Annotated in this window: 19 protein-coding genes; 4 read left to right on the top strand and 15 right to left on the bottom strand. The window is 64.6% G+C overall.

Annotated features, from left to right (window positions below):
* Positions 1–136: 136 nt before the first annotated feature.
* Together AC1RN0_RS01350 and AC1RN0_RS01345 are read left to right on the top strand one after the other, a co-directional pair.
* The gene (locus AC1RN0_RS01350; protein ID WP_492785627.1) at positions 137–3,139 is read left to right on the top strand and encodes a RelA/SpoT-related domain-containing protein; all 3,003 of its coding nucleotides are present in this window, start codon (positions 137–139) and stop codon (positions 3,137–3,139) included.
* On the top strand, positions 3,136–4,014 hold the full coding sequence (locus AC1RN0_RS01345) for a restriction endonuclease (protein WP_492785626.1): 879 nt from the start codon (positions 3,136–3,138) through the stop codon (positions 4,012–4,014). The genes AC1RN0_RS01350 and AC1RN0_RS01345 overlap by 4 nt, the downstream gene beginning before the upstream one ends.
* Before the next feature lie 467 nt (positions 4,015–4,481).
* Here the strand turns inward: AC1RN0_RS01345 and AC1RN0_RS01340 are convergent, their stop codons facing one another.
* Both AC1RN0_RS01340 and AC1RN0_RS01335 read right to left on the bottom strand, forming a co-directional pair.
* Positions 4,482–9,032, bottom strand: a complete 4,551-nt coding sequence (locus tag AC1RN0_RS01340) for an NACHT domain-containing protein (protein WP_492785625.1) — start codon at positions 9,030–9,032, stop codon at positions 4,482–4,484.
* Between the two features lie 202 nt (positions 9,033–9,234).
* On the bottom strand, positions 9,235–10,356 hold the full coding sequence (locus AC1RN0_RS01335) for a DUF4238 domain-containing protein (RefSeq protein ID WP_492785624.1): 1,122 nt from the start codon (positions 10,354–10,356) through the stop codon (positions 9,235–9,237).
* A gap of 276 nt (positions 10,357–10,632) precedes the next feature.
* On the opposite strand from AC1RN0_RS01335, the gene AC1RN0_RS01330 reads away from it, so the two are divergent.
* Positions 10,633–10,944, top strand: coding sequence for a hypothetical protein (locus AC1RN0_RS01330; RefSeq protein WP_492785623.1), 312 nt, complete (start codon positions 10,633–10,635; stop codon positions 10,942–10,944).
* Positions 10,945–11,040: 96 nt separating this feature from the next.
* On the opposite strand, the gene AC1RN0_RS01325 is transcribed toward AC1RN0_RS01330, so the two are convergent.
* The 7 genes from AC1RN0_RS01325 to AC1RN0_RS01295 all read right to left on the bottom strand — a co-directional run bounded on the left by AC1RN0_RS01325 (position 11,041) and on the right by AC1RN0_RS01295 (position 16,978).
* Positions 11,041–11,484, bottom strand: a complete 444-nt coding sequence (locus tag AC1RN0_RS01325) for a MerR family transcriptional regulator (protein ID WP_492785622.1) — start codon at positions 11,482–11,484, stop codon at positions 11,041–11,043.
* Positions 11,481–12,920: an aldehyde dehydrogenase family protein gene (locus AC1RN0_RS01320; protein ID WP_492785621.1), complete on the bottom strand. Its 1,440-nt coding sequence runs from the start codon at positions 12,918–12,920 to the stop codon at positions 11,481–11,483. Before AC1RN0_RS01320 ends, AC1RN0_RS01325 begins: the two co-directional genes overlap by 4 nt.
* The gene (locus tag AC1RN0_RS01315) at positions 12,917–13,684 is read right to left on the bottom strand and encodes a carbon-nitrogen hydrolase family protein (protein WP_492785620.1); all 768 of its coding nucleotides are present in this window, start codon (positions 13,682–13,684) and stop codon (positions 12,917–12,919) included. The genes AC1RN0_RS01320 and AC1RN0_RS01315 overlap by 4 nt, the downstream gene beginning before the upstream one ends.
* A gap of 74 nt (positions 13,685–13,758) precedes the next feature.
* Positions 13,759–14,223, bottom strand: a complete 465-nt coding sequence (locus tag AC1RN0_RS01310; RefSeq protein ID WP_492785619.1) for a RidA family protein — start codon at positions 14,221–14,223, stop codon at positions 13,759–13,761.
* A gap of 2 nt (positions 14,224–14,225) precedes the next feature.
* Positions 14,226–15,134, bottom strand: a complete 909-nt coding sequence (locus tag AC1RN0_RS01305; protein WP_492785618.1) for a dihydrodipicolinate synthase family protein — start codon at positions 15,132–15,134, stop codon at positions 14,226–14,228.
* Positions 15,135–15,251: 117 nt separating this feature from the next.
* Complete coding sequence (locus AC1RN0_RS01300; protein ID WP_492785617.1) at positions 15,252–15,962, bottom strand: glutamine amidotransferase-related protein; 711 nt, start codon at positions 15,960–15,962, stop codon at positions 15,252–15,254.
* Positions 15,959–16,978, bottom strand: coding sequence for a threonine ammonia-lyase (locus AC1RN0_RS01295; RefSeq protein ID WP_492785616.1), 1,020 nt, complete (start codon positions 16,976–16,978; stop codon positions 15,959–15,961). Before AC1RN0_RS01295 ends, AC1RN0_RS01300 begins: the two co-directional genes overlap by 4 nt.
* Positions 16,979–17,079: 101 nt before the next feature.
* On the opposite strand from AC1RN0_RS01295, the gene dgcA reads away from it, so the two are divergent.
* Complete coding sequence (dgcA, locus tag AC1RN0_RS01290; protein ID WP_492785615.1) at positions 17,080–18,057, top strand: N-acetyl-D-Glu racemase DgcA; 978 nt, start codon at positions 17,080–17,082, stop codon at positions 18,055–18,057.
* Here dgcA and AC1RN0_RS01285 read toward each other — a convergent pair.
* From AC1RN0_RS01285 to AC1RN0_RS01260, 6 genes are read right to left on the bottom strand one after another with little or no spacing between them, the layout of a single operon-like run.
* Positions 18,054–18,875: a M55 family metallopeptidase gene (locus tag AC1RN0_RS01285; RefSeq protein WP_492785614.1), complete on the bottom strand. Its 822-nt coding sequence runs from the start codon at positions 18,873–18,875 to the stop codon at positions 18,054–18,056. The genes dgcA and AC1RN0_RS01285 overlap by 4 nt on opposite strands.
* The gene (locus AC1RN0_RS01280; RefSeq protein WP_492785613.1) at positions 18,872–19,987 is read right to left on the bottom strand and encodes a diaminopropionate ammonia-lyase; all 1,116 of its coding nucleotides are present in this window, start codon (positions 19,985–19,987) and stop codon (positions 18,872–18,874) included. Before AC1RN0_RS01280 ends, AC1RN0_RS01285 begins: the two co-directional genes overlap by 4 nt.
* Positions 19,984–21,450 carry a M81 family metallopeptidase gene (locus AC1RN0_RS01275; RefSeq protein WP_492785612.1) on the bottom strand — a complete coding sequence of 489 codons (1,467 nt, stop codon included), beginning with the start codon at positions 21,448–21,450 and terminating at the stop codon, positions 19,984–19,986. The genes AC1RN0_RS01280 and AC1RN0_RS01275 overlap by 4 nt, the downstream gene beginning before the upstream one ends.
* A complete protein-coding gene (locus tag AC1RN0_RS01270) occupies positions 21,447–22,955 on the bottom strand; it encodes a M81 family metallopeptidase (RefSeq protein WP_492785611.1) in 1,509 nt (502 codons plus the stop codon). Before AC1RN0_RS01270 ends, AC1RN0_RS01275 begins: the two co-directional genes overlap by 4 nt.
* The gene (locus AC1RN0_RS01265) at positions 22,952–24,439 is read right to left on the bottom strand and encodes a M81 family metallopeptidase (RefSeq protein ID WP_492785610.1); all 1,488 of its coding nucleotides are present in this window, start codon (positions 24,437–24,439) and stop codon (positions 22,952–22,954) included. The genes AC1RN0_RS01270 and AC1RN0_RS01265 overlap by 4 nt, the downstream gene beginning before the upstream one ends.
* Positions 24,439–25,890: a serine hydrolase gene (locus AC1RN0_RS01260; protein WP_492785609.1), complete on the bottom strand. Its 1,452-nt coding sequence runs from the start codon at positions 25,888–25,890 to the stop codon at positions 24,439–24,441. Before AC1RN0_RS01260 ends, AC1RN0_RS01265 begins: the two co-directional genes overlap by 1 nt.

Here is a 25,890-nt window from a genome sequence, read left to right as displayed (position 1 = left end):
CTCAAGCACTGCAGCCGGACCGAGCTTGTTGATTGCTAAAGCCGGCTACGTGCCCGCTTCCCTATACCCTGATAGTAAAAGCTAAGGTTGATGCTCCTGACCCTGGTGGCTGGCGAGGCCTGAGCGGAAAAGATCGATGACCCTGGACGAGTATGAACGCGGCGGACGTCAGGCATACGAACAGCTCGCAGCGACGATTGCCAATATCATCAAAATGATCGTTGCCGGCATGCCCGACATTCGCATGCAGCAAATTCAGTTTCGGGCGAAGGACCCCGCTTCACTGCGCAAAAAATTGCAGCTGCGGAATGCGCCATCCGACGCGCCGGTAGAGGACCAAGTGAAGGACCTCGCTGGCTGCAGAGTGATCTTTTACACAAACGCCGACGTGGAGACATTTCTCCAATCGCGGGGGATTTTCGAGAACTTCGACGTCGACTGGGACCGAACGAAGTTTCACTACCCACAGGGCGAGGGATCGGACGAGCTATTTGTGGCCCGCAACTACGTAGTGAAGTTGAAGGATGAACGGGCAGCGCTGCCTGAATATGCCCACCTAAAAGACAAGTGGTGTGAAGTTCAGGTCCAGACGACGTTGAACCACGCCTGGTCGGAAATGGCGCACGACACCCTCTACAAGCCGCCTGCTCCTGGGTTCGGAGCTACGATCATGGCCGACGTCGAGCGGCGCATGAACGACCTGATGAACAAGTACCTGCGTCCTGCAGGCTTCGACTTCCAGAAGGTCGTGAACGACGTTCGGACCTATCAACGAGGCCGCGTCCTCTTTGATCGCGACCCTCTAGCTCTTCTGAGAGCAAGCGGTAGCACGAACGAGATCAGCGACTTGCTGGACGAGTTCAAGAACTATGTTTTGCCCTTTTACGATGACCACGCGTCCGTAGGTGCGGAAGTTCGCGCTTGCATGGTCGAGGTCATCAAGAAGGTTCGGCAATTAGAAGCGACGCCATATCGCATCTCAGGCGTCGAATTTCCCGGAAAGCTGCCGGACGACACGATCACACGAGCCATCTCGCTCCTGAACCATGTCCGCTTTCTGGGCGAGAACGCGATTGAGGAGACGTTCGACGCGCTAGCTGAGCTCTGGCCGGGCGCGGTTGGAACTGAAGAGGTCAAAGCGCTGATCTCCTCGGCGAAGCGTCTTGCTAGCCATCAGATGTTTGCTTGGAAGCAAGTAGGTCCCGCGGTGCAGGGGGCCTTGGTATCACGCATCAAGGGTCTCTCCTCTGAGGCACGTTCGGCCTTGAAGCCAATCATCATCCCAGTGTTGGGCGAAGTACTCAGCACCGAGATCGAAGGAACGACCGAGGGCTACAATACGATCACTCTGCACCGGGGCGCTGTAGTGCCGAGCCCAGCGTTGACTGCGTTGCGGGCAGACTCGATCGAGCTGCTTGAGGAGCTTTTCTTGGCCTCGTCGAACGAGGCCGAACGAAAGGAAATAATCGAAACGCTCAGGAGATCGGACGCACTTCCGAACACGTCGGGATACGAGGCCCCGCTCGTAATTCTGACGGTGCGCGATGCAGCGCGTGTCATCGCATTTTTGACGGCGAACATTGAGACCCTTTCCTATGAGCTTAGGCAATCCGTCGAACACGACGTGCTGTGGCTGTATCGGCACCGGGTAGGTGTTTCTCGGCGTTGGCCGGACGATCAAGAACTACAAGCTGCCGAAGTCGAGCTGCTCCGGGCAATCGAAGAATTTCGAACAGCTGCGAAAAGCGACCAGGAGTTTGTCATCCACAAAACCCTGGTCGGGTTTCAATCTGTATTCGAGTCAAGTTGGGACTCCGATCCCATGGACATCGAGGCGGAGCAAAAGCAACGCGATGTGCTGATCGGGCGGTTGGTCGAAGACGTAACGCCGGATCGTTACGACTACTGGCTGGGTATGGTCAGGCGCTGTGCTCAGACCGAGTCTAACGACCTCGCGACATTTCCAAGCTTCGGTCGATTCCTCGAGCTAGTAGCGCGCCGACAACCGGACTTCGGGCTCCGCCTCTTGGAAGACGGAGATGACCGGATCATCAGGTTCGTCGCACCGATCATGGCCGGCTTGGAAGGTACGGCTATTGTTGAAGACGCTAAAGCCATCTTGAGGGGATGGATCGCCGAAGGGCGCCACCTCGCCAATATCGCCTTCTACTGTGGGCGCACCCAACCGCTCGATTCAGAGATGCTTTCAAGCGTCTTTGCCAGAGCGACCGCCCTTGAGGACGTAGACGCCGCCGCTACGGCAGTTGCCGCCGTCGGAAGATCTGAAGCCGATAGGGTATCCATCGCCGAGGTCTTCGTTCCTGGCATCAAGTTTCTCAGTGATCGGCAGAACTATAGCTGGATTTGGAACACTTGGTACCTGTGGCGAACGCAGGACGAATTAGTAGGCGCGTTCACGGAAGCGGAGATTGATCAGGTACTGACAAGTCTGATTGGCTTCCCTCGGGTCGACTATCGAGCTGAAGAGCTTTTGCATGCGGTCGCGCAGCGATATCCAGAGAAAATCATCGCGTATTTTGGTGATCGAGTCCGCCTTGATTCGAGCGATCACGCGCCTCCGGGCTACGAGGAAATCCCGTTTGATCTCCACCGTGTGGACGAAGTCTTGCGAGCGCATCCTCGCGAGATCGTCGACGCTGCGCGGCAATGGTTCGATGAGAACGACAAACTCTTTGAGTATCGCGGCGGCCGGCTCGTGTCTCGTGTATTCCCCGAAATTGGTCCGGTTGAGGACCACCTCAGAGCGGTTGCAAGTTCTGGTCGCGACCAGGACATTGCCTTCGTCCTGAGCATTCTGCGAGGCTACAGTGGCGAAGATTTCCTCATTCCACTGTCTCTCGACATCGTCGATCTGCTGGAGCCAGGTGACAAGCGGCTGGGGCTGGTTGGCATCATCTTGGACGCTACGGGTGTTGTCCGTGGCGAGTTTGGTCTTGTTGAGGCCTATGAAGCTAAACGAGAAACGCTAGCTTCTTGGGGCAATGATCCACGCGAACGAGTTGCTGCTTATGTTCGCCGACACCTTCGTGAGCTCGACAACCAGATCGCGGCAGAACGACAAAGAAGCGAAGAGGGATTGGAGCTCCGGAAGCGTGACTACCCCGAGACGGGCGTATGAGTGCGATACGCCCGCTGGATCTGCTTCTTGTCGAGCAACTCTTCGAGAGCACGGTGGAGAGAGGCGCGATTCTCGACTTCTCAGTACCGTCACTCGCTAAGTTCCTCGCCGGAGAGGCAGGCTGCGATCTGATTCAGTCGAAGTACGAAGAGGACGGCCCCCTCGCACTGAACCGTCTCACTTGTTTGTTGCAAAAGGAAGATAATCCCGTCGCGCTTCAGGTGGTGCAGTCGCTGTGGGAGTATCGCGAGAACAAGCGGCTTCATCGCGGTGGGCCCGAGAACGTCCCGAACGTACAAGCGCGCTTGGACAAGCTCCTGCAAAACCTCCAAGGCCCAGTGGGGCCTGTGACTCCCCCACCAAACGGTGGTGCGGCCTTTCTGGCGCGCATTGCTCAGCTTCGCGATGAATATGAGCAGATCGCTCTAGAAGCCGTACCCCAACGCCGCGGTTACATGTTGGAGGCGTTTCTCAACGACCTGTTTGTCGCCTGGGGGTTGTTGGCACGTAAGGCATTTAGGTTAAAGGGGGAGCAAATTGACGGGAGCTTCTCAATCGACGGCAACACCTACTTGGTTGAAGCCAAATGGGAGGCGGCCCTCACAGCTGCCGCAGCACTGAATAATTTTCATGTGAAGGTTCAGTCGAAGTCCGCATTCACCCGTGGTCTCTTCGTCAGCCAGGCAGGCTATTCGCCTGACGGCCTCGAAGCCTTTCGGTTCGCGTCGGAGCGCGTCATCTGTCTCGACGGTCCGGATTTGGAGGAAGCGTTCCTGCGCGGCTATCCGCTGCCGGACGTGATCCGAAGGAAGGCCAGAAGGTTTGATGAGACGGGATTTCCGTTCGTCTCGGTGAAAGACCTCTTTCGTACCTGATCGCGTTGCGATGCTGGCAGAGTCTCGTCGCTCTTTGCCATCAGAACTTGGGGCTCCGCCCCTGGCGCTCTAAGGTCGCGCTTCCGCCCAGCTTCGACATGCTGCAGCCGGGTCCCCGCGAAGCACACACTCCGTTTGCACCCCGGTCTCGCCGACGGGCAGGGCTGTAGGAATCTTCGTCCCTACCAGCCAGGTGGAGACTTTGGTCCACTTCGTGAGCGGGTATTGGCCTGCGCGGTGTGTCGGCGTGGCACGCGAACGTAGGTTCCTCCGCCTGGTGCTTGCCCGCAACCTGACCTTCCCGAGGTCAGCTAAGAGTCAGGAGCGGAAGTTCAAAACGCGCGAGTCGACGGTCGGCTTCTGACTCAACACCGAACTTCGCGTTGTCACCTTTCGACCATCGCGTTCAGGTGGAGAGGCGTTCGCCGCCCCACTGTCCGGCTGCCCAATTGCAGTTGATCCACGCATTAGTGGCGCTCGTAGGCTGAGATCTCCTGCCGCAGATCCTGGAGATCACGCGCGAGATAGTCATCGAAGAGATCAAGGATCTCCGCTTCCTTGACGGGGTCGTTCTCCATAGCGCGATAGAGATTGACGAGCGTCTTGCCGAGCCGGTGCAAGACGCTGAAGTAGCCGCGCTGCCTGTCTTTCTGCCATTCGTCGAGCAGTGAAATAACCCGCCTGACGGCCTGCATCGTAAGTTCTGGATAGACGTCCGTCTTCTCGCTCAAGGCCATCATCAGCCTGTCGGCATGGTCGGCGAACGTGAGCGACGCGATGTAAGTCTCGCCAAACGCCGTGTGATCTTCCGAACCGTCCAGGAGCTTTTCCCAATGGCAGTGTGACGCCTCATCCCGAACGGCCTTCTCGGTGTCGGAGAGTAGCGGCGTGACCCATTTTTCCGCACGATCACCGAAGCCTTCTGCCTCGATGTTGCCCGAGCCCCTGAAAGCAAGCACACGCCGAGCAAGGAGATCTGTTTCCGCGAATGCCAGAAGCTGCGCCTCAGCTCCCGAATCGCTGAGCGCGACGCCGCTGAGGTAGAAGAGCCCTTGCGTGCGTACTGGCTCGACCTCGCTCGCAATCATGCAGTCAAGCAGGGGCATGAGCACTTCTGGATAGTTGTAGATCGCCCAACGGAGGAAATGTGAGCTATTCCGCGCATGGACTATACCCAGGTCTCGGGCCGCCAAGCGCAGAAAGAGCGCGATGCCGCCTTCAGGATCGTACTTCGAGATCGCATTGATGACCCGCACCATACAGGTGCGTACCGATGCCAGGGGTTCGAGTTCGATCTGCTGATCGAGTAGCTGGCGTATCGCCGGGAGCGTGGCTTCATGCTCCCACAAGACTGCTCCGAGGGCTTCATAGGCCGCCCCTCGGTCACCGTTGATCCCACTGCTTTCGATGTCCATCTTACCGCCAAGCAACTCGCGGATGGTCTGGGTGCGCTCGTCCCGACCTTTTGGGCTCGTCGTCCGCACAGCGGTGTCTGACGCAGTGCCACTGGCCGCAACATCAAGCAGGAACGCCAGTATCTTGAGGTTCGCCCCGACTTGCGGGCACTCTTGCACCGCCCAACAGATGGTTCGGTCGAATTCGGGGCGAGGCCATGTCAGGCCGATTTCAATTGCCGGCTCGACCAATTCCGACGGGGTTCCCGAGTTGTGGAGCCCGCCCAGAATCGCTTCCGGGTAAGCCGCGCTTGCCGTTCGAGGGAGACGCGCGAGAAGATTGACGAACCGCCCTGGGTTCTTCGTCGTCTCGGCCCGCAACACGGAAGCCAGTTCTCTACATCCGCCAATCACATGCCTGCGATGGTAGATGTGATTGTCGTCATTCTTGTACCGCGCCATGGCCTTGAGCCATTGGTCGTCAGTCATGCGGGCCGCCGCCTCGGAATCGATTGGCGAGCGAACGAAGCCCCCACCGCCACTGTAGCGTTTCGGCAGGGGCTCGCCCCGGAACTTACGATCAAGCTCGTCCAGCCGCCGCGATGCTGCATCGCTCAGGAACTCGCGCCCAATCGTCGTCAGTATCGCGCGCTCCTCACAGCCGGACTGCGCGAGATAGTGCAGTGTCGTCAGGCGGTCGCCGGCCGTCGGCGGGCCATCACCCGGTTCCCGGCGAAGGCGCGTGAGGACGTAATCGAGTTCCGGTCGGTGAGAGAGAGCAAGCCTTTCGACGGCGATACGGTCACGTTCCGAAAGGCCTGACATCGCTGTATGCGCAGCATCGGAAAACGAAGACCACAGCGCCCAGTGATAGCCCGCCTCAAGGAGAAAAGGGCTGGCGAGCAAGGGTGGCAGCGAGGCCGCAAGTTCCTGGCTTGCTGAGATGGTTTCCAGTTTCAGATGCAGCGACAGTTTTGCTTCTGGGGGGAGAAGTTCAAGCAGCCGCCTAGCGTGACCTGGGTCTTCTGCAGCAACCGCTTTCAGGGCATTGCGGACAAGCGCCGTGTAGTTCCGCGGCGGCAGGGTGTCTTCGTCGTCATCCGGTTCTAGGCTTGTAAGCTCGCTATAGCGAATAACGCCCTTCTCAAGGGCAATGTGTTCGCGGCGGATCGCCTCAGCAAAGCTCGGCAGGATAGCGTCGGCAAATGCCTTAGGCGCCTTGTCGGCAGCTTCTTTGACCCAATGCCCGTCGTCGCTGTTGCGCTGAATACGCTCAAAGGGGTGTCCCCCGGGAAACAGCTCAAACCAGCGGTGAAGCCACATTCCTAATACGCGCGCGCCGCGCGCTGGATCGCCATGTGTCCATGAACTCAGGCCCATGATCTGCGGGAGATTGCCGGCGTCGAACACTTCCTGTGGCGCGGCAGCGACGAGCTCCGCGTAGAACTTTTCAAGCACTCCCACATCGCCATCGACATAGAGCTCTCCAAACCACTTCAGCAGCTCGATTGTGCGTTCGGGATTGCTCTCCCATCGGTGACGCAGGATGGTCTCAATCCGATCAGGGCTGGCGGTCGCGTTCTGTCGCAATAGCCACATGGCGAGGTTCTGATCTTCTTCGGTGCCTGAGAGCCATGACGTGATCGTTCCGCCATCGACCAGCACACCGAACCAGGATCGTCCGTGGATGATTGTGCGACTGATGGCGCTCAGTGGGTGGGCTGGCGGCATCCAGCTGAGCGCGAGCTTGAGTTCTTCCTTCGTTGGCGTTTCGACCGCCGCCAACCAACTACCCAGCGCGTCCTTGACGAGATAGCGCACTTCGGGCGCGCCCATGACGTTCGTGAGTTCCTGCAAATAGCGGCGATTGACGCCTTGATCGCGCAGCTTGGCGAAGATCTGGCGCACCTGCGTCCGCCTGAAGAGGCGCTGCTCATCCGAGCGAAGAAGATCGACGACCTTTGTGCCTTGCGCGAGAAAGCGGGCGGCAAAGACGTAGTCGAAAAACGACTCGTGCGCGAACTGCACTCTCCCGTTCTGACACGAAATGAGGCCGGCGGATTCGAGGGCCGTGGTGGCACCTGGGAATGTTGCCAGCACAGCTTCGGGCGCAACGAGCTCCTGATTAAGGCTCATGTAGTCAGATATTGCGCCAAGCGGCTCGATGGGTGTCCAGGTGAACCCGTCCTCCAAAATCTCCCGCGCCCTCGTCTTTAGGAGTGCATCGAACAATCGTCCCGTTGATAGGTCGGGCGGTATGGGCTCGCCCGAAAGCGCTACCTCTATGAACAGATGGAGATTGAGAGGCAGGGCCAGGATTCTCTTCGCGGACTCTGTGAAGCCGGCAGCCTCAATGCCTAGCTTTTCAAGCGTCGGCGCAACGATTGTCGTCCAGTCAAGCGCAACTAGTTTAAGTGTTTTGGTTTGCTCTGCCTCGGACAATTGCTTGAGATTGTAGTCGTTCGCGAGGTCGAATGTGCGACAAGCGATGACAACCTTCATGTCCGGGAAGAGATTTGCGGTTCGCACCAGCTTGAAGAACAAATCTCTGGCAAGTGCCGAACGACCAGACGCTTCGCTCACGGCGTCCACCTGGTCGATTATGACAACGCAGGGCTTCCCGCCGCTCCGATTGCCAAGCACGGCTACCGGGTTGTCGTCGCGGCCCAGCACCACGGCGCCCATTTCCTCGACGGTCTTGCACGCGAGGAGCCTATCTATCCGAAACGCCACCACTTGAAGGCCGGCGCTCCGCGCAACATCGACAATTGCGGCAATGACGGAGCTCTTACCGCTGCCAGCGGTGCCGGCAACCACGATGTTCTTCGTGTCTCTGGATTGAATGGCGGCCAGCGCATCGCCCTCAGCGGGGGTCGTGATCCTGATGCCGCCAATCGTATTTCGAAGGGTGCTGAGGTAGCTGTCGGTAGCATCAGCCATGACCGCATCGATGCTGGGATCGAGCTCTGCGCGTAGGTGAAGTCCGAGTTCGTGGGTAGCGGCCTGCCTGAGCTTGTCGGTTGTGAGCGTATGGGTAAGGTGTGCCTCAAGATGGGCCTTAAGGATGCCAATCGCGCTCCCCGGCTCATCGCGAAGAGTTATTGAGCAGAGCGCCTCGATCTGACGCCGCAGCGACTCATCCGAGATGATTTCAACGCGGCAGCGGCGCAGCCAGTCATGCTCGACTTCAGGCGCTATGCGCCAAACCTCTCTTAGCGTTGTAAGGCCCTTTAGTTCGTCGTCGCTTAGGCTTGACCCAAAGGCTCTATGGTCTTCAGTCAGCTTGGCCTTGCCCGTGAGAGTCTTGAAGGGCGCGACTACATCTGATGAGATGAAGACGCAGCGCGCATCTGGCGCTGTCAACTTTTCGGCAAAAGCAGCCAAGACCCCTTCCCGCGCCAGCGTCGCCATTGTCCAAGTGCCGGTGCTGCGCCGGCTCTTGCATTGGTGCCATTCACGCAGACCGTTGGCGTTGATCCAGAATTCGAAGCCGTCTGCGCCCTCGTCAAAGGGTTCTAGCCGGATAGCGTCAGCCGCTCCCCGCAAGACATACAGAGCTTCAAGAACGGTCCAGTCGGCCTCATAATTGTTGCCGAGCTTATCTGATATGCCGCCGGGGATCATCTCTAGACTCTACTAATTGCCGAGGGATTATTCCAATTCAATATTGACGAATGGAGCGCCGTATGCGGATAGAGGCCTTCGAGCCTCGCGCATTGAAGGTCGGCTTTGCGGCCCCTGCTAATGTCCCCTCCTAGCGCGGTCTGTCTGCTTCGGCGGTCGATATGAGCTAAGTGACCTGTCTCTAGCCCTGAGAGCACCCAATCTAGAGCCGGCCTTCGCCGCGCGCGGCCGCCAACTGAGCCTCTAGGCGCGCTGCCTTCTGCGGAGTGTCGATAAACGGCGAAAGGGTAGGGCGTGGTCCAAACCGGTTCCGCCAATGGATCTCCGTCTTTTTGCCCAGCATTCGCACGTCCGCCTCGATCGTAGGACTGGTGGCGGCCAACTCGGCGATGACCGCGTCGCTGGAGCGGTCTAGCGCGATCACCAGACGATAACCGAACTGAGCGATTGTCCTGTTGATCGCGCGCACCGCGCGGCGGTCGCCCAGCTCGCGATGATGCACGACCACGTTTGTGGGCCTAAGCCGACTGGAGCCGCGCAGCGCCGTTCGAGCATCAATCGGAAAGATCAGCTCGACCTGACCGTCGTATTCGTAGGGCCGGCGCGCCTGGAAGGGGACGCACGGATCATAGATGCAGACGGGATTGTCGGAGGTGATGAAAGGCAGGCTCGTGGTGTTGTGCAGCACCTCGAACCCGAGCTTGAAAAATAGGTCACCCTGCTGGAGGAAGCCATCCCGCATAGCTAGCAGGGTCTGAACAGGGTTGATCCCAACGGGGATCGTCTCGAGTTCACCGGCGTAACGTTTGAATACGTCAGGTAGCAGTCCATGAGCCTCTAGGGCCAAAGCCTCCGACCGCAGCTTCTGAGCGAGGAGCAGTTGGGTGGCCTCGCGGGCGGCCGGCACCCGAACGCGCATCATCGAGACCATGCCCAGGAGGTTGAACGACATCGCCGCCGAAAGGCGTTTTTCGGCGACCCCGCGGCGGGTGGCGGTCCAAGTCGTCTCGATCCGGCCCCAGAGGTCCTCGTAGCCGTGGTTCTCAAGGGTGCCGTCGTCGCGCTTGTGTGAATAGTAGTGGTTCTCGTAGCCGACGCTTGCGGGCCGCGCACGATGCGGATCGTCGGCGGCCTCAGCCCGATAGGCCCAGACGCGGCCGTCCTCGCCGGCGAACCCGTCCATGTAAGTCACCGAAATATAGTGGTGGCGCTTGTTGCGGCGGTTGGCCTGGCCCCGATTGGGAGGCAGCTTGCTGAACGCGCGTAGGTCGCCGTCGTCGGGAACGTCACCCCAGTTGCCCAGCCAACGAATGTTCTCGCTCAAGGTCAATTCTCGCGCTCAAGGCACGGGAAGCCAGGCTCATCTCCAGATAGAATCTCGCCAGTTCGGCCGATGGGGATTTGCATCGAACAACCTTAGCCAAATGACGTCGCTCTGTCCGCAGCGGGTTGTAGGCGCCGGCGGCACGAGGATCTGAAGGTCACGTTTCCAGCGGCTATCCAGGGTCTGTTCCTGGCGCTCAATTAAACATTCGCAGCCTGCAGTGACGTGGCGCAGGATAGTGGGGCCTAGTTCGCAGTAGATAAGCTGGGAGAGCCCGTGAAGCCCACGGATAGGCCGGAAGCCATCGGCATCGCCGAAGTAGTCGCTGGCGTGCGCTACGGTCTCGCATTCGATGCCAAAGTTCGCCCCCGCTCACTCAAGAAACTGACGCGGATGTGCCGCCAAGTTCTTGAGAAGATTCCTGCGGCGACTGGCTATCGTCCTCGGCGCGACGGCGCTGTGACCCTTTCCTTGTTTCATCGAGAAATGGAACAGCGTTGGCGCGAGATGTCATGGATCGTGCAGGATGCCTGCTTGAACTGTCCGCTCAGAGCTAGAATACAATGCTCTGGGGCAAAATTCAGCTGATGGCCGCTCCCGGCGCCGAGCTAGCGTCGCTGTTGGCGCGAACCGGCCCCTCCTCCAGCCCAATCGCGCCTAGGTTCCATTGTCGGAAAGTGGACACTAGGTCTTCGCGCATTTGCTCGTCCACGCGTCGAAGGTGTTGCAGCCCAGCGCCGACATGCAATCCTCAACCGCTTGGCGCTGCAGCTCCAGTTCCGTCAGTTTTCGGCCTAGTAATGTCAGGGCCTCGGACGCCCGGTCGTGACGTTCATGGTGATCACCTGCCTTCAGTAGATTTCCGATCTCAGCAAGCGAGAGCCCTGCCCGACGCGCCAGGGCGATAAAGGTCAGCCGCTCGACCATGCTGGCGTCGTACCAACGCATTCTCTGGGGGTCACGCATCGAGACGACCAAACGCTTTTCCTCATACAGACGGATCGCTCGTAGGGTCAGACCCGTACGCTGAGCGATGGCCACTATGGAAGTCCGGCCGAGACCGTGCTTGAGCGTCGATGCTCGACGCTTCAAAGCCGGTTGAGACGACAAGGTGCTGGCCACGGTCATGCGCAACCCTGGTAGGTCGTCTTCATCCGCGTGAAAAAGGCCCGCGCGGCGCGGCCTTGCTCGCGTGGACCGAAGCTTGAGGCGCCGATACCGCCGAAGGGCGCGTGATGGTCGACACCCGCTGTCGGAAGATTGACCATGCACATGCCCGCCCGGGCCTCGCGCTTGAAAGCCTCCGCCTTCGCCAGGGAGCGGGTGCAGATCCCGGCCGAGAGTCCGAACCGGGTCGCGTTGAGTATCGACATGGCCTCGTCGAAGTCGGCCGCCCGGAAGAGTCCCGCGACCGGGCCGAAGATCTCTTCGGACGCCAGCGGGCTCGCCTCGCCGATCTGATCGAATAGTGTGGGAGGGAAGTAGGCGTGGGGATGCACCGAGCGTGGCCCACCAAACCGGAGCGTTGCGCCGGCAGCCATGACCCGTTCCACCGCCTCGATCACCCGCGCCTTCTGCCGGGCTGACGCCAGCGGACCAATGTCGGTGTCGTCGCGTCGGGGATCGCCCAGCCTCAGCTCGGCCACCCGGGCCGCGAGCCGGGCGGCGAAGGCGTCCGCCACCGTCGCTTCCACGATAATCCGCGACGTCGCCGTGCAACGCTGGCCGGCAGCGAAAAAGGCGCCGTTGACGGTCGTCTCGACAGCAGCGTCCAGATCGGCGTCCGCGAGCACGATCAGGCCGTTGACGCCGCCCATCTCGAGCTGCACCGCGGCCCCCCGGCCCGTCGCCGTCGACCTGACGGCATGGCCGGCCGCCTGGGAGCCGGTAAACGAGACGGCGTCCATGCCATCGCAAAGCGCCACCTCGGCGCCGGTGGCGCCGCTGCCGAGAACCATGTTGACAGCGCCGTCCGGCAAACCTGCCGTGGCGATCACCTCCAGCAGCGCGGCCGCTGTCGCCGAGGACAGTTCCGAGGGTTTCCAGACCACCGCATTGCCGAAGGCGAGCGCCGGCGCGATCTTCCACGCCGGGATGGCGACCGGAAAGTTCCACGGGGTGATCGCTGCGATCACGCCGATCGGCTCATGAGCCACCTCGACAGTCACGCCCCTGCGGGTCGAGTCGAACCGTTCGCCGGCGTTCCTCAATGTCTCGCCAGCGAAAAACCGGAATATCCTGGCGGCGCGAACAACCTCGGCCCGCGCATCCCGGATGGTCTTGCCCGTCTCGCGGGCCGCGAGCACCGACAGGGCGGGCGCTTCGGCCATCAGGCGATCAGCAATCCGGTCGAGAGCGTCGCCGAGCGCTTCGATGCCGCCGCCGCGCAGGGCGGGCTGAGCGGCCCGAGCGGCCGCGGCCGCTGCCTGAACGACCTCGGCGCCCGCCTCTGGCCCGATGACGACAAGATCGTCCGGATCGGCGGGGTTCCGTTGCTCAAAGGCGTCCGGGCCGGCGATGCGCCGGTCAGCAATCGCGTGGCGGAGGGTCAGGGTCTCGGTCATCGATGGATCGCCACTGGCGGCGTATAGGCCCGGCGGTTGGTGAGCGCGGGGATGGCGACGCGAGCGGCGGCGACGGCCCCGAGGTCAAGGTCGGCGAACACCAGTCCGGGCCGATCTCCGTCGTCGGCGGCGAGAAGCTCACCCCACGGCGTGACGATGGTGGAACGGCCCCAGGTGGCCTCGCCGTCGGCGTGGTCACCGCCCTGGGCCGGCGCGAGGATGAAACAGCCCGTCTCGATCGCGCGCGCGCGCAACAGGACCTGCCAGTGCGCGGCGCCGGTCTGGCGATTGAAGGCCGCCGGCACAGCGATCATCGCGGCTCCCGCCAGCGCCAGGTCCCGGTGAAGCACGGGAAAACGGACATCGTAGCAAATGGTCAAGCCCAGCCCGCCCCAGGGAGTATCGGCGACCACCGCGGCGGTCCCGGCCTCGTAGTTGGCGGACTCCCGATAGCGCTGGCCGCTGGCCAGGTCCGCGTCGAACAGGTGGATCTTGTCATACCGCGCCACGATCTCGCCGCCGGGATCCAGAAGCAGACTACGGTTTGCGCGCAGACCGTCGTGGCGCCGCACCACCGCGGAGCCCAGCAGGATCCAGACCTGACGGGCGGCGGCGAGGTCGCGCAGGCCGGCGATGAACGGGTCATCGGCCTCGCCGACGACCTTGCGATCAAGCGCAGCCCGGTCGCGCTCCATGATGTTGCAGGTCTCGGGCAGCAGGATCAACTCCGCGCCGCCCGCGACGGCGGACTGCACGAGCGGCATGGCGTGGTCCAGCGCCGCCGCGCTGTTGTCTGGCGTGCAAAGCTGGACCAGAGCAACGCGGCAGCGCGGGCGCATCAATCGCGAACCTCGACGACGGCATCGACCTCGACCGCCACCCCGCCCGGAAGGCGATAGACGCCGACCGTCGTGCGGGCGTGCCGGCCAAGGTCGCCGAACACCTCGACCATCAGGTCGGAACATCCGTTCATGACCAGGGGGAGCTGCTCCAGATCGGGTCCGGCCTGGATACTGCCGCAGAGCTTGACCACGCGGACAACGCGATCGAGGTCGCCGCCGCAGGCTTCACGCATCTGGCTGATCAGATTGAGACCGCACAGGCGCGCCGCAAGAACGCCCTGTTCGATCGAAAGATCGGCGCCCACGGTTCCGACGAGGATCCTGTCCGCCGTCCGCGAGACCTGACCCGAGATGTGGACGAGCGATCCGGTCCGGACGAACGAGACGTAGTTCGCAGCGGGCGAAGCGGCGGACGGAAGATCGATGCCCAGCGCCGCCAGGCGATTGTTGACGGCGGCCATGCTCAGACGGCCTCGCGCAGGGGCCGCGCCGCCAGGGCGGTGCGGATGACAGCCTCGACCTCGGCGCGCCGCGCCCCGGTGAGCGGCAGCCGCGGCGGCCGGATGCGATCATTTCCGCGCCCAACCGCCGCGTTGCACATCTTGATCGCCTGAACCAGATCATGATCGGCGTCGAGATGCAGCAGGGGCATGAACCACCGGTAGATCCGGCGGGCCTCGGCGAGGTCACCGGCCTTCATCGCGTCCCACAGGGCCAGGGATTCGGCGGGGAAAGCGTTCGTCAGACCCGACACCCAGCCGTCCGCGCCGAGGGCGAGGGCCTCAAGCGCGACATCGTCGAGGCCGGCGAACAGGACATACCTGTCGCCCAGGGCGTTGATCAGATCCGTGTAGCGGCGCGTGTCCACCGCCGCTTCCTTGAGCGCGACGACGGTCTTGTGCCGCGCCAGTCGCTCCAGGGCCGGAATCGAGATGTCGACCCGGTAGGCGGGCGGATTGTTGTACAGCATCAGAGGCAGCCCCGACGCGCCCGCGACGGTGTCGAAATGGGCGACCAGCTCGTCTTCCGTGGGCACGTAGACCATCGCCGGAAGCACCATCAGACCATCGGCGCCGAGCTTCTCCGCGTCCCTGGCGTAGTCCGCCGCGGCCCCGGTCGTGAACTCGGAAACCCCTGACAGGACCGGCACGCGGCCGACGGCGACTTCGACCGCCGCCTTGACGACCCGACGTTTTTCATCGGCCGTGAGCGAGTTGTTCTCGCCGACCGTGCCCAGCACGATCAGGCCGTGCACCCCGTCCTGGATGAGTCGGTCGTAATGCTGCTGTGTCGCATCCAGGTCGATCGACAGATCCGGCGCGAACTGGGTGGACGAGGCGGGATAGACCCCGCTCCAAGCGATGCGGCTCATTAGCTGTTCCTTGCCTGCGGCTTCGATCCGCCTGATGAACCGCGATCATCGCCGTTGGGACAGCCCCTCGGGCCGCCTTCGGGCGACCTCGCCGCCTCTTCGTGACACCGGGCCGGGTCAGTCGCGGGCAAGCGCGAGAAAGGCCCGGATCCACCCGGCGACACGGTCGCGGTCAGCCGGGCGCGCAAGGGTTTCACGAGCAGAGTCAGCCTGCTCCGGGGTCACCGTGCCGAGACGGCGGCGGCGCTCGACGAGGGCCTCGGCGAACGGGATCGGAAACTCCGGATGGCACTGGAAGGTGATCGCCGCGCGGTCGCGATACGCGATCGCGGCGATGGGACAGAAATCGTTGGACGCGACCACCTCCGCGTTGGCCGGCAGTTCCACCACCTGATCCTGATGGGCGACCGCGATGGCGAACGGGTCGGACGAGTCCATCCAGGGCTCGACCGAGGTGATCGCGTAGCTGTGCAGCCCGCCGCCCCATCCCTTGTGCGACTTCACCACCTTGCCGCCGAACGCCTCGGCCATGATCTGATGGCCGAAGCAGATCCCGACGATGGGCGTCGCCGGATCGGTCTTCGTCAGCCACGATCTGAAGGGCGCGATCCACGGCAGGTTGTCATAGACCCCCGCGGGCGAACCGGTGATGACATAGCCGTCGACCACCGTCGAAGGCGACGGCAGCTCGCCCGCCTCGATGTCGAACTCGTCGAAGACATAGCCATCGCCGAGCATGGACCGCACCATGTCCGGATAGGTGGGAAACCGATCGGCGATGTCCGCGGGCGGATTGCCGGTCTTGAGAATTCCGATCTTGCGGGTCATCCGACCGCTCCCTTTGTCAGTAAGGCCGCGTACAGGTCCGGGTCTACGTTGCCGCCACTTACGATCGCCACAGCGCGATCCGGAGCGGCGTCGCGCAGGGCCGCCGCCACGGACGCCGCGCCACTGGGCTCGGCCACGATCCGCCCTTCCCAGGCCGCCCAGGCGACCGCGGCCCCGATCTCGTCTTCGGTGACCGTCATCATATCGTCGACCAACGCCTCGATGTGCGGCCAGGTCAGTTGCCCCACCTGCTCGACGCGGAGTCCGTCCGCCATGGTCCGGACCGTCTGGCCATAGGGCAGCGCCTGGCGCCGGCCGTCGCGAAAGCTCCTCGACGCGTCGTTGGCCAGCTCGGGTTCGACGCCGACGATGCGCACGGACGGCTGGACGGACCGGATCGCCGCGGCGACGCCCGAGACAAGTCCGCCGCCCGAGACCGGAACGTAGATCGTCGACAGATCTGCGGCGTCCTCCAGAATTTCGAGGCCAAGGGTCCCGGCGCCGGCGATGATTTCCATCGCATCGAAGGGATGGATCAGGGTGAGACCCAGGTCGGGGCCATGGCGCGCGGCCCAGGCCATGGCCGAGCCGTCGACGGCGGGGTCGACGAGCTTCACCTCCGCCCCCCATCGCCGGACGCCCGCCCGCTTTGCCTCGGGCGAGGAGGTCGGCATGACCGCCAGGGCCCTGATCCCCAGCCGATGGGCGGCATAGGCGACGGCCTGGGCATGATTGCCGCTCGAGGGCGCGATCACGCCGGCGGCGCGTTGCGCGTCGGACAGGCTGAGCAGCCAGTTGAAGGCGCCCCTGATCTTGAAGGCGCCGCAGGGATGGAGGCTCTCGGCCTTCAGGCGCGGGCCACCTAGCGGCGTCAGCATCGGCGTCCGCGTCACGAAGGGCGCGATGCGCGCGCGCGCGGCTTCGATCTCGTCCAGATGGATAAGGGCGCCTGGTGACATGTCCGCCTTCCGAATTGTCGAGCCGGCATTGTCGGGGCGATGGCGGAACAGCGGCATGGCCTTCTGTCACGACGCCTTCGCCGATCGCCATTCCCGGGCCCCGCCGTCTGGCTTCCCGGGCGCGGCGCTGCAAGTTGGGCCGATCGACGGAGAGTTTCATGCAGTTGTCAGCTCGCCTTGAGACGTGGCCCATCCGCGGCGTGTTCCGCATCGCCCGCGGTGAGGTTCGCGAGGTTTCCTGTCTGGTCGTGGAGATCGAGGACGGAGGGATCACCGGCCGGGGCGAAGCCGCGCCGGCAACGGATGTCGGCACGACCGGGCCGCTCTCGATGGCCCTGATCGAAAGCGTGCGGAGCAGGGTCGAGGCCGGCGTAAGCTGTGAGGCGCTGCAGGACCTGTTGCCGGCCTGTCCAGCCCGCAATGCGATCGACTGCGCGCTCTGGGATCTCGAGGCGCGCCGGTCGAAACGCTCCGTGGCCAGCCTGGCAGGGCTTCCCCCGTCGCGGCCGGTCCAGACGGTCTACACGCTCAGTCTGGACACGCCGGCCGCGATGGCGGAAGCCGCGCGGGCCAACCGGCGCATGCCGGTCCTGAAAATCAAACTGGGAGGCGAAGGCGATGACGCGCGGGTCGCCGCCATACGCGCGGCGGCGGCCGACAGCAGGCTGATCGTCGACGCCAATGAAAGCTGGCCCGCTGCCGATGTCGAACGGCTCCTGCAGCGCATGACCGACCTCGGCGTGGCGATGGTGGAACAACCCCTGCCGAAGGGCCGCGACGAGCGGCTCGCCGTCATCCATCGCCCCTTGCCGGTCTGTGCCGACGAGTCCTGCAGTAGCCGGGAGGACCTGCCGCGGCTCGTCGGTCGCTACGACATGATCAATATCAAGCTCGACAAGACCGGGGGCCTGACCGAGGCTCTGGCGCTGGCCCGCGCCGGGCGGGAAGCGGGCCTGCGCCTGATGGTCGGCTGCATGGTCGGCACCTCGCTGGCCATGGCGCCTGCCCATCTGGTCGCGCAGCTGGCCGAACTGGTCGACATCGACGGGCCGCTGCTGCTCGACCGGGACCGCGAGGGAGGGCTCCGCTACGACGGCGCCATCGTCCAGCCGCCCTCGCAGAACCTCTGGGGTTAGCGGGCGCGGGGATCGTAGCTGGTCGCCACCACGATCATCCGGGACGCCTCCTCCATGTCCCGCGCGACGAAGCGAACCGCCGTAGCGCTGACCTGCTCGACACCCGGCCACATGGACAACACCTGAGCCGGCGCGCGTTGCTTGAAGGTCATATCGACCGTGACAGGGCCGGCGATACGGTAGGGCGACCGCTGCTTTCGGTACCGAATGGCGCGTTCGGCCGCCGCGCGGATCAGGCCCCGCGACCTCGCCGGCGTGATGGTGCGCACGCAGTAGTCCGTGTAGGCGGTCTTTGTGGTCGCGGTCGGTGTGTCGCCGAGAAGGCCATGGACATGGGCGGCATACGCCTCATCGCCTGTTGCGAGCAGGATCGGAACATCGAAGTGGCCCGCGACCGCGGCGTTGATCCGGGTTTCGGAGGCCGGCTCGCCGTTGAGGCGGATTTCGTAAACCGCTCCCGAGATGGTGTGGGCGATCGTGCCGGTCATGTCGGTGTGACCGGTATGCTGACCGATCAGGAAGGCGCCGCAGAAGCCGCCCTCCTCCACCCCCTGCATCATTTCGAGGGGGCGCGGCCAGGACCGGATGACCGTCACGTCTTCCGGCAGATCGTCAAGGAGCAGGTTCTGGCCGTTTCCGTGGCTGTCGCTGACGACGAATTCCGTCACGCCCGCCAGACGGGCACCCTCGATCGCGGCGTTGACCTCGCCGGTCATCCATTCGCGCGCCTTGTCGTACTCGAACCCGTCCGGCGACAGATGATCCATGGTGACCACCCCGGCGACGCCCTCGATGTCCGCGCAGATGTAAAGCTTCATGCCGCCGCCTCGTTCACAAGTCTCCGATACAGATCGGGATCGGTTGCCCCTTCCGTACCGAACAACAATACCCGCGAGCCTTCATCAACATTGAGCGCCGCCCTCAGGGCGCTATCCTGGCAGACCCGCAAGAGCCCGCACAGGCCCGCGACCGCCGACTCGCCGGCGGTGATCGAGGGATCGCCGCTCGCCGGCCGCGCCAGCCTGCGCATGGCGGCCACCGCATCTGCGTCGGGCACGGTCATGAAGGCGTCCGCGCCGGTTCGCAGAATGTCCCAGGCGAGGGGGGAGGCCTCGCCGCAGGCCAGGCCGGCCATCAGGCTGTCGGCGTCGCCGGTCGCCGGCGTCAGGCGCCCCTGCCTGGCGGTTTCGAAGAGACAGGCGGCGCGATCCGGTTCGACGACGATGAGCCGGGGCCTGCCGGCGCCCGTCCGGTGCCAGACCGCCGCGCAAACGGCCGCGGCGAGGGCGCCGACTCCCGCCTGGACGAAGATGTGCGTCGGCGGAAGCGGGACCTGCGCCAGCGCTTCGGAGACCATCACGCCGTAGCCGTACATGACCAGGCGAGGGATCTCCGAATACCCCTCCCAGGACGTATCGGACACCACCGTCCAGCCGTTGATCTCCGCGTCCCGCGCGGCCTGGCGCACGGAGTCGTCATAGGTTCCCGGCGTGCGGATCACCTCCGCACCGAACGCCCGGATCGCGTCCGCGCGCCCCTCGCTCACCGTCTCGTGGATGTAGACGACGGCGCGCCGCCCGAACCGTCGCGCACCCCAGGCGACGGCCCGCCCGTGGTTTCCGTCGGTCGCGGTGGCCACGGTCTCGACGTCACCGGTCTCGACCAGGCGCTGGACCGCATAGGCTCCGCCAAGCGCCTTGAAGCTGCCGAGGCCGAACCGGGTTCCCTCATCCTTGTAGAACAGCCGCCCGACGCCGGCGGACGCAGCCAGTCCCGGCAGATTGACGATCGGCGTGGGCATGTACTGGGGCCAGCGAGAGATGGCCTCGGCCGCCGCCTCGAACCCGCCGGCGGTCAGGATGGCGGCCTCGTCTTCGGTCATGACCCTCGCGCCCGCCGCCAGGCGGTTCAGCAGGACTGCCTCGCTCATCCGAAGGCGACGTCGTCCAGCGGCCAGATCGGGCGCGCGAGGTTCCGGTACGGGCGACGCGCGACGTTCAGGGACGTCGTGCCCGGCGCGTCCGAATAGAGCACCTTCTGCGCGATGGCGGCGTAATGGGCGTAGAAGTGCTGGTTGGATTTGACGACCAGAATGCGCTTGGACAGCGGATCGACCCCCAGTTCTGTGAAGCACTCCAGGCTGAGGGTCTGGACCCGGTAGCTGTTGACGATCACGTCGATCCCGCCCACTCGCAAGGCTGCGGCGGCCCCGAAGCCGAGGGTCTTCTCGCCTGAAAAGCCGATCTGTTTCGGATCCTCGTGCACGGCCAGAACCTCGACCTCCGCGTCGACGGGATCACCGGACATGGGACTCGTCTTGCCGCCGATCCGCATCGGTAGCCGCGCGCCCGGCCCCGCGGTCATGGCCAGCTTCACCGCGGTCGGATCCCAGATCATCGCGAGCCCGGCGTTGGTGATACCGCGTTCCAGCATCCGCCTAAGCAAGAAGGTTGAGTCGCCGGCCGCCCCGCCACCGGGATTGTCCGCGCCGTCGGCGATGACCACCGGGCGGCCCTCTGGCTCCGCGAGCGCTGCATCGAGCACGGCGTCCACGTCGAGCGCCTTGGGCCCCCCGACCTCGCGCAGGGAGAAGAACAGTCGCGCCAGCCCCTGGGCGATGCGGTCGCCTTCTTCGGGTGCATTGTCGGTGACCACGATGACGCTGGCCGCCGCCTCGGGAATGTCCGCCGAGCTGAAGCCGTGGGCCAGGGTGGTGGTCAGTACGCCGCCCTTGCCCTCCATCGCCATCGTGAGGTCGACCAGGCCGCGCATCGGCTGTTCGGGAGTGAAGAACAGGTTGAGCATCGGCACCCGCACGAACGACGTCACCGGCTTGATCCGACCGGCCGCGGTCGCGGCGATCAGGTCGAACAGCTCGATGGCGCGATCGCCAAAGTCCGTGTGCGGATACTCCTTGCAGGCCATCAGAATGGTGGCGTTCTCGAGCATCGCGTCGGAGATGTTGCAGTGCAGGTCGAGCTCGACGCCGATCGGCGTTGTGGCGCCGACCATCGCCCTGGCCCGGGCCAGCACGTCGCCCTCGCAGTCCCGGTATCCGACCGCCATCTGGGCGCCGTGGAGAAACAGCAGCACGCCGTCGACCGGCCCCGCGCTGCGCAAGCTTTCCAGGAGCTCATCGCGGAGGGCCTCGTAGTCGGCCTGGACCGTCAGACCGCTGGGACCGGCGGAAAACACGGGTCCGCCGGCGATGGTATGCCCCTGCTCGGCGGCGCGTCGGACCCACTGGCCGTAGACCGAAGCGCCGCCGAGCTTCTGCAGCTCGTCCATCGAGGCCCCGGGCGCCGGCCGGGTCGGGTGAAACTTCCTCAGACTCGTGGGGATAGGTGAGAAGCTGGAGGTCTCGTGCACCAGGCCGCCGATGAAGAACCTCATGCCGCCTGCTCCACCGGAGCCGTGTTGGCGTCGAACGACAGTTCATCGAGCGGCCAGACCGGTCGCTTCAGCTTCAGATACCCCCTCGCTCGCACGCGACTGACGCTGCCGCCGACGCCGTTGCAATAGAGCACCCTGGCTGCGATGGGCTCGAAGAAGGCATAGAAGTGCTGCGACGACTTCAGCTGGAGGATGTGCTTCGTCGTCGGGTCGATGCCCAGTTCGGTGAATACGTCCGGACTGAACGGTTGGGTGCGGACCGAACAGAGCACGACGTCCACGCGGCCGCAGCGGATCGCCACCGCGGGGCCAAAAAGCCCGGGTTCGGAGCCGAAGATAGTCCGTTGGCGCGCGTCGGGATTCACCGCCGTGACCTCGGCGTCCACATCGAGCGGGGGGCCTGAAATCGCGCCGATCTTGCCGCCGATACGCAGCGAGAGTTTCGCCCCGACACCGGCGTCCGAGCAAATCTGCACCGCGACCGGATCGTAGACCAGGGCGACCGCCGCGTCGGCGTTCCGCGCGAGCAGCGCCCGCAGGATATCGACATTGTCAGCCGGCCAGCCCCCGCCGGGATTGTCGCCGGGCTCGGCGATGATGACCGGGCCCCGCGGCTCGGCCAGCGCGGCTTCGACGACGTCTGGGATCGACAGCTCGCCGGACTGGACCGACCCCTTTATCGCCCAGAAGCGTCCGGCCAGGTCCCGGGCGACCGCCTCGCCCCGAGCGGGGGCGTTGTCGGTCACGACGAGCACATTGCCCGTCGAGTCCTCGACATCGCCCAGCGAAAAGCCATGGACGACCGACGTCGACAGGACGCCGTCGCGCCCCTCCAGGGATTGGGCATGCGCGACCAGGTCCTTGCCCGGCGAACTGCGGGTATGCAGGCCGCCCAGACAAGGCACGGTCATCCGGGTCATGACGGGTTTCAGCTCGCCGCGCGCGGCCCCCTCGATAATGTCGAAGAGCTCCACGGCGCGTTCACTGTAATCGGTGTGCGGATACTCCTTGCAGAAGATCAGCGCCGTGGCCGACGTCATCATCTGGGTCGTCAGGGAGCCATGCAGGTCCAGCAGCGCGCCGATCGGCACGGCAGGCCCGACTACCTCGCGGAGCCGCGCGATCAGATCGCCCTCGCAGTCGTCGTAGCCGTCGGCGACCTGCGCGCCGTGAAGGAACAGAAGCACGGCGTCGACCGGCATCGCGGCCTTCAGGGCGGTGACGATCGCATCACGAATGGTCTCGTAGTCACGCCGCACCACTGCCCCGGCGGGCAGGGCGGACGCCACCGGACCGAGCACCGCTTCATGTCCCCGCTCACGGGCCAGCCGAAGGAAGTCGCCCGCGCCGGCCGAGGCTTCGACCCGCCGGGTCGCCTTGAGCCGGTCGTCGTCACTGCTCACGCCCGGCAGGTAGAGCGCCAGCTCGCGAAAGCTGTCCAAGCCCGTCGGGATGGGGGAAAAGACGTTGGTTTCATGGGACATGACGGCGGTGAAGATCTTCATGCCGCGGCTCCTTCGTAATCAGGGTCAGGGTCGAGCGGCCAGATTGGCCGGCGGATGTTCTTCAGCGGCAGCGCGGCCAGATCGAACGTCAGGCTGCCCGGCGCCGAGGCGTAGACGATGTCCGCCGCCAACGCGGCGAAGTGGGCGTGGAAGTGCTGCATGGACTTCACAACGATCAGCCGCAGCGCCGCGGGGTCGAAGCCGAAGCATGTGAAGGCTTCGGGACTCACGCACTGCTGCCGCCGTCCCGACAGCACGATGTACAGCCCGTCCATCTCGACCAGTGCGCCGCCCTGGGGGCGTCCAGACCGCTCGAACGGGCCGCCCTGGCGAACGTCGTCCGCCGTGGCGATGACCCGGGCCACCCCGTCGAAGGGCGTGCCGGACAGCGGCCCCGCCTTGCCCCCGACACGCAGTGGAACGGTCGCGCCCGCGCCGGCCCTCCTCGCCAGCCGCACGGCCGCGGGGTCCCAGATGATCGCGACGCCGGCGTCCCTGACGCCGCGTTCCCGCAGCGCGTGCAGGAAGAACGTCGAGTCTGACGCGGCGCCGCCGCCTGGATTGTCCGAGGCGTCGGCGATGACCACCGGCCCGGCCGATGCGTCGAGCGCGCGATCCAGCGCGGCGTTCAGGGACAGGTGTCGCCCGCGCACTTCTCCACGCAGATCGAAGAAGCGCCGCGCGAAATCGGCGGCGAGCCGGCCGGCCGCCGGGCGGTCGCCCGTGGCGGTCACCAGAACGCAGGCTCCGGCGTCCGCGCGATCGCCCCACGGGAAGCCGTGCATCAGGGACACCGCCAGCACGTCCCCTGCTTCCGCCGCGCGCGCCTGGTCTACCAGGCTCTTCATCGGTTCGCGGGTGGTGTGATGCATGTCGATCATCGGCGCCCTGGCCAGGACCGTGAACGGGCGCGCGCCCCCGTCGAGCGTCGCCTCGACGATGTCGAACAGCTGATCGGCGCGAACATCGAAGTCCGTGTGGGGGTACTCCAGACAGGCCAGCACGACGTCCGCCGCATCGATCATCCGCTGGCCGACATGGCCGTGAAGGTCGAGCAGGACCGCGATGATCGTCCCGGGCCCCACCTGGCGGCGCACCGCCTCAAGGAGATCCGCCTCACAGTCGTCGCACCCCTCGGCCATCTGGGCGCCATGCAGGGCCAGCAGGACCGCGTCGACCGGCCCGCCGTTCGCCAGATCCTCCAGAATGGCGTCCCGCAGCCAGGCCCAGGTCCGGGCGGTGGCCGGCGCGCTGGGCTGGGCGAAGGCCGCCGGACCGAGCACCGCGGACCAGCCCGCCGCACGCGCGCGGTCCAGCAGTTCGCCATAGCCGACCACATTGGCGAGGGCAGCCTCAGCCGCCCCGGGGCTGCGTGAGGGCCTCAGCCACAGGCTGTCCTCGAAGCTCGTGCGTCCGGTCGGGATCGGCGAAAAGCTGTTGGTCTCGTGCTGGCAGGCCGCGAGATAGACACGTCGACTGGCCATTATTCGACCCGCTCGAAGACGCCGATCCCATGGATCGTCAAGGACCGCGCCCGGCCTCCGGCCAGATCGAACTCCGCCTCGAACCGGCCGCCGACAGCATCGCTGACCAGACCCGGATAGTCAGGGACCGCGAGAAACCGGTCCCCACCCAGCGGCGCCAGTTCGCCGTCGAAGACCGGGGCGTCCAGGAAGTGGAGCGCCAGTCCTTTCGCCTCAACGGCGATGTCCAGCGCCCCTTCCCGCCTGCTCAGGAATCGGCCGGCATAGGTCTCCCACGGCCGCTGCGGCATCGCGCCGTTCGGGCGCAGAGCCGAGTGTTTGAATCCGGCGTTTGTGTCGGGCAGCTTCCTGTCGAAGATGATCTCCCGCCAGTCTCCCGGATTCCAGCCCATCAAGGCGTCGAACACCGCGTAGCTGATCTCGATCGAGGCCTTGCAGTCCTTGTTTACGTAGACAGCCACGCCCGCCCCTTCGGAGGGCGCAAGGGCGACGTGGGCGTTGATGCCAAAGTCCGAACCGGAATGGCGGATAACCCGGATCCCGTTCTGCCAGGCGACGCCCCAGCCCAGGCCGTAGGCGGGGCCGGTCGCGCCAGGGGGGGCAATCCAGATGGCGAGCTCGTTCTTGCGCAGGGCGATCTGTGGCTCGAACAGCTCGGCCAAGCCCGCTGTCGGCAGGATGGGTGAACCGTCCCCAAGATTGAAGGCGAGCCAGCGTGCCGCATCCTCCGCGGACAGGCATAGGCCCGCCGATCCCCGATGAACGTCGGTGAATATCGCCGGAATTTCGACCGTCTCTCCATCCAGCGCGCAATGCCAGCCGGCGGGATCCTTGAGATCCGTGCGCGCGACAGCCCCGCCCGAAGCGTCCCGCATGCCGAGCGGCCCGAAGATCTCCCGCTTGAGAAAGTCCACATAGGCGAGACCACTGGCCCGCTCCACGGCGAGGGCGACCGCCGTATGAGCAATGTTCGAATAGGTGAAGCGTTCTCTCAGCCCCGCCGCGGACGGAGAGAAGCGCAGCCGCCGGACCACTTCCTCGGCCGGGATGATCAACTCGGTGCCGAACTCCAGGATTCCATTGCGCGGCAGCCCGGCCCGGTTCCCGGAAAGATCACGTAGGGTCATGGCGACGGCATCCGCCTCCCGCCAGGTCGCGAAGTCGGGCAGCCACCGACGGACGGGGTCGTCCCAGGTCATGACCCCGCGCGCGACGAGAATTGCCGCGGCGGTCGCGGAGAACGCCTTGGACGTGGAGCCGACATTGAACGCCGTGTTCGGTCCCACGGGGTCGGGCCCGGCCAGGTGACGCCGACCGAAGCCCGATGCGAAGGCCTTGCCCTTCGAGACCACGGCGACCGCCGCACCCGGCGCGTCGTATGCGGCGAGAATGTCGCGGATACGCGCATCCAGCGCGCCGTCGAAGGCGCTGACAGGAGGAAACGCCGACAT

Source organism: Caulobacter sp. GW821-FHT12F03 (genome assembly GCF_058806855.1).
Note: the sequence above shows the minus strand (reverse complement) of the source record. Positions and strands in the feature narration are given on the sequence as shown.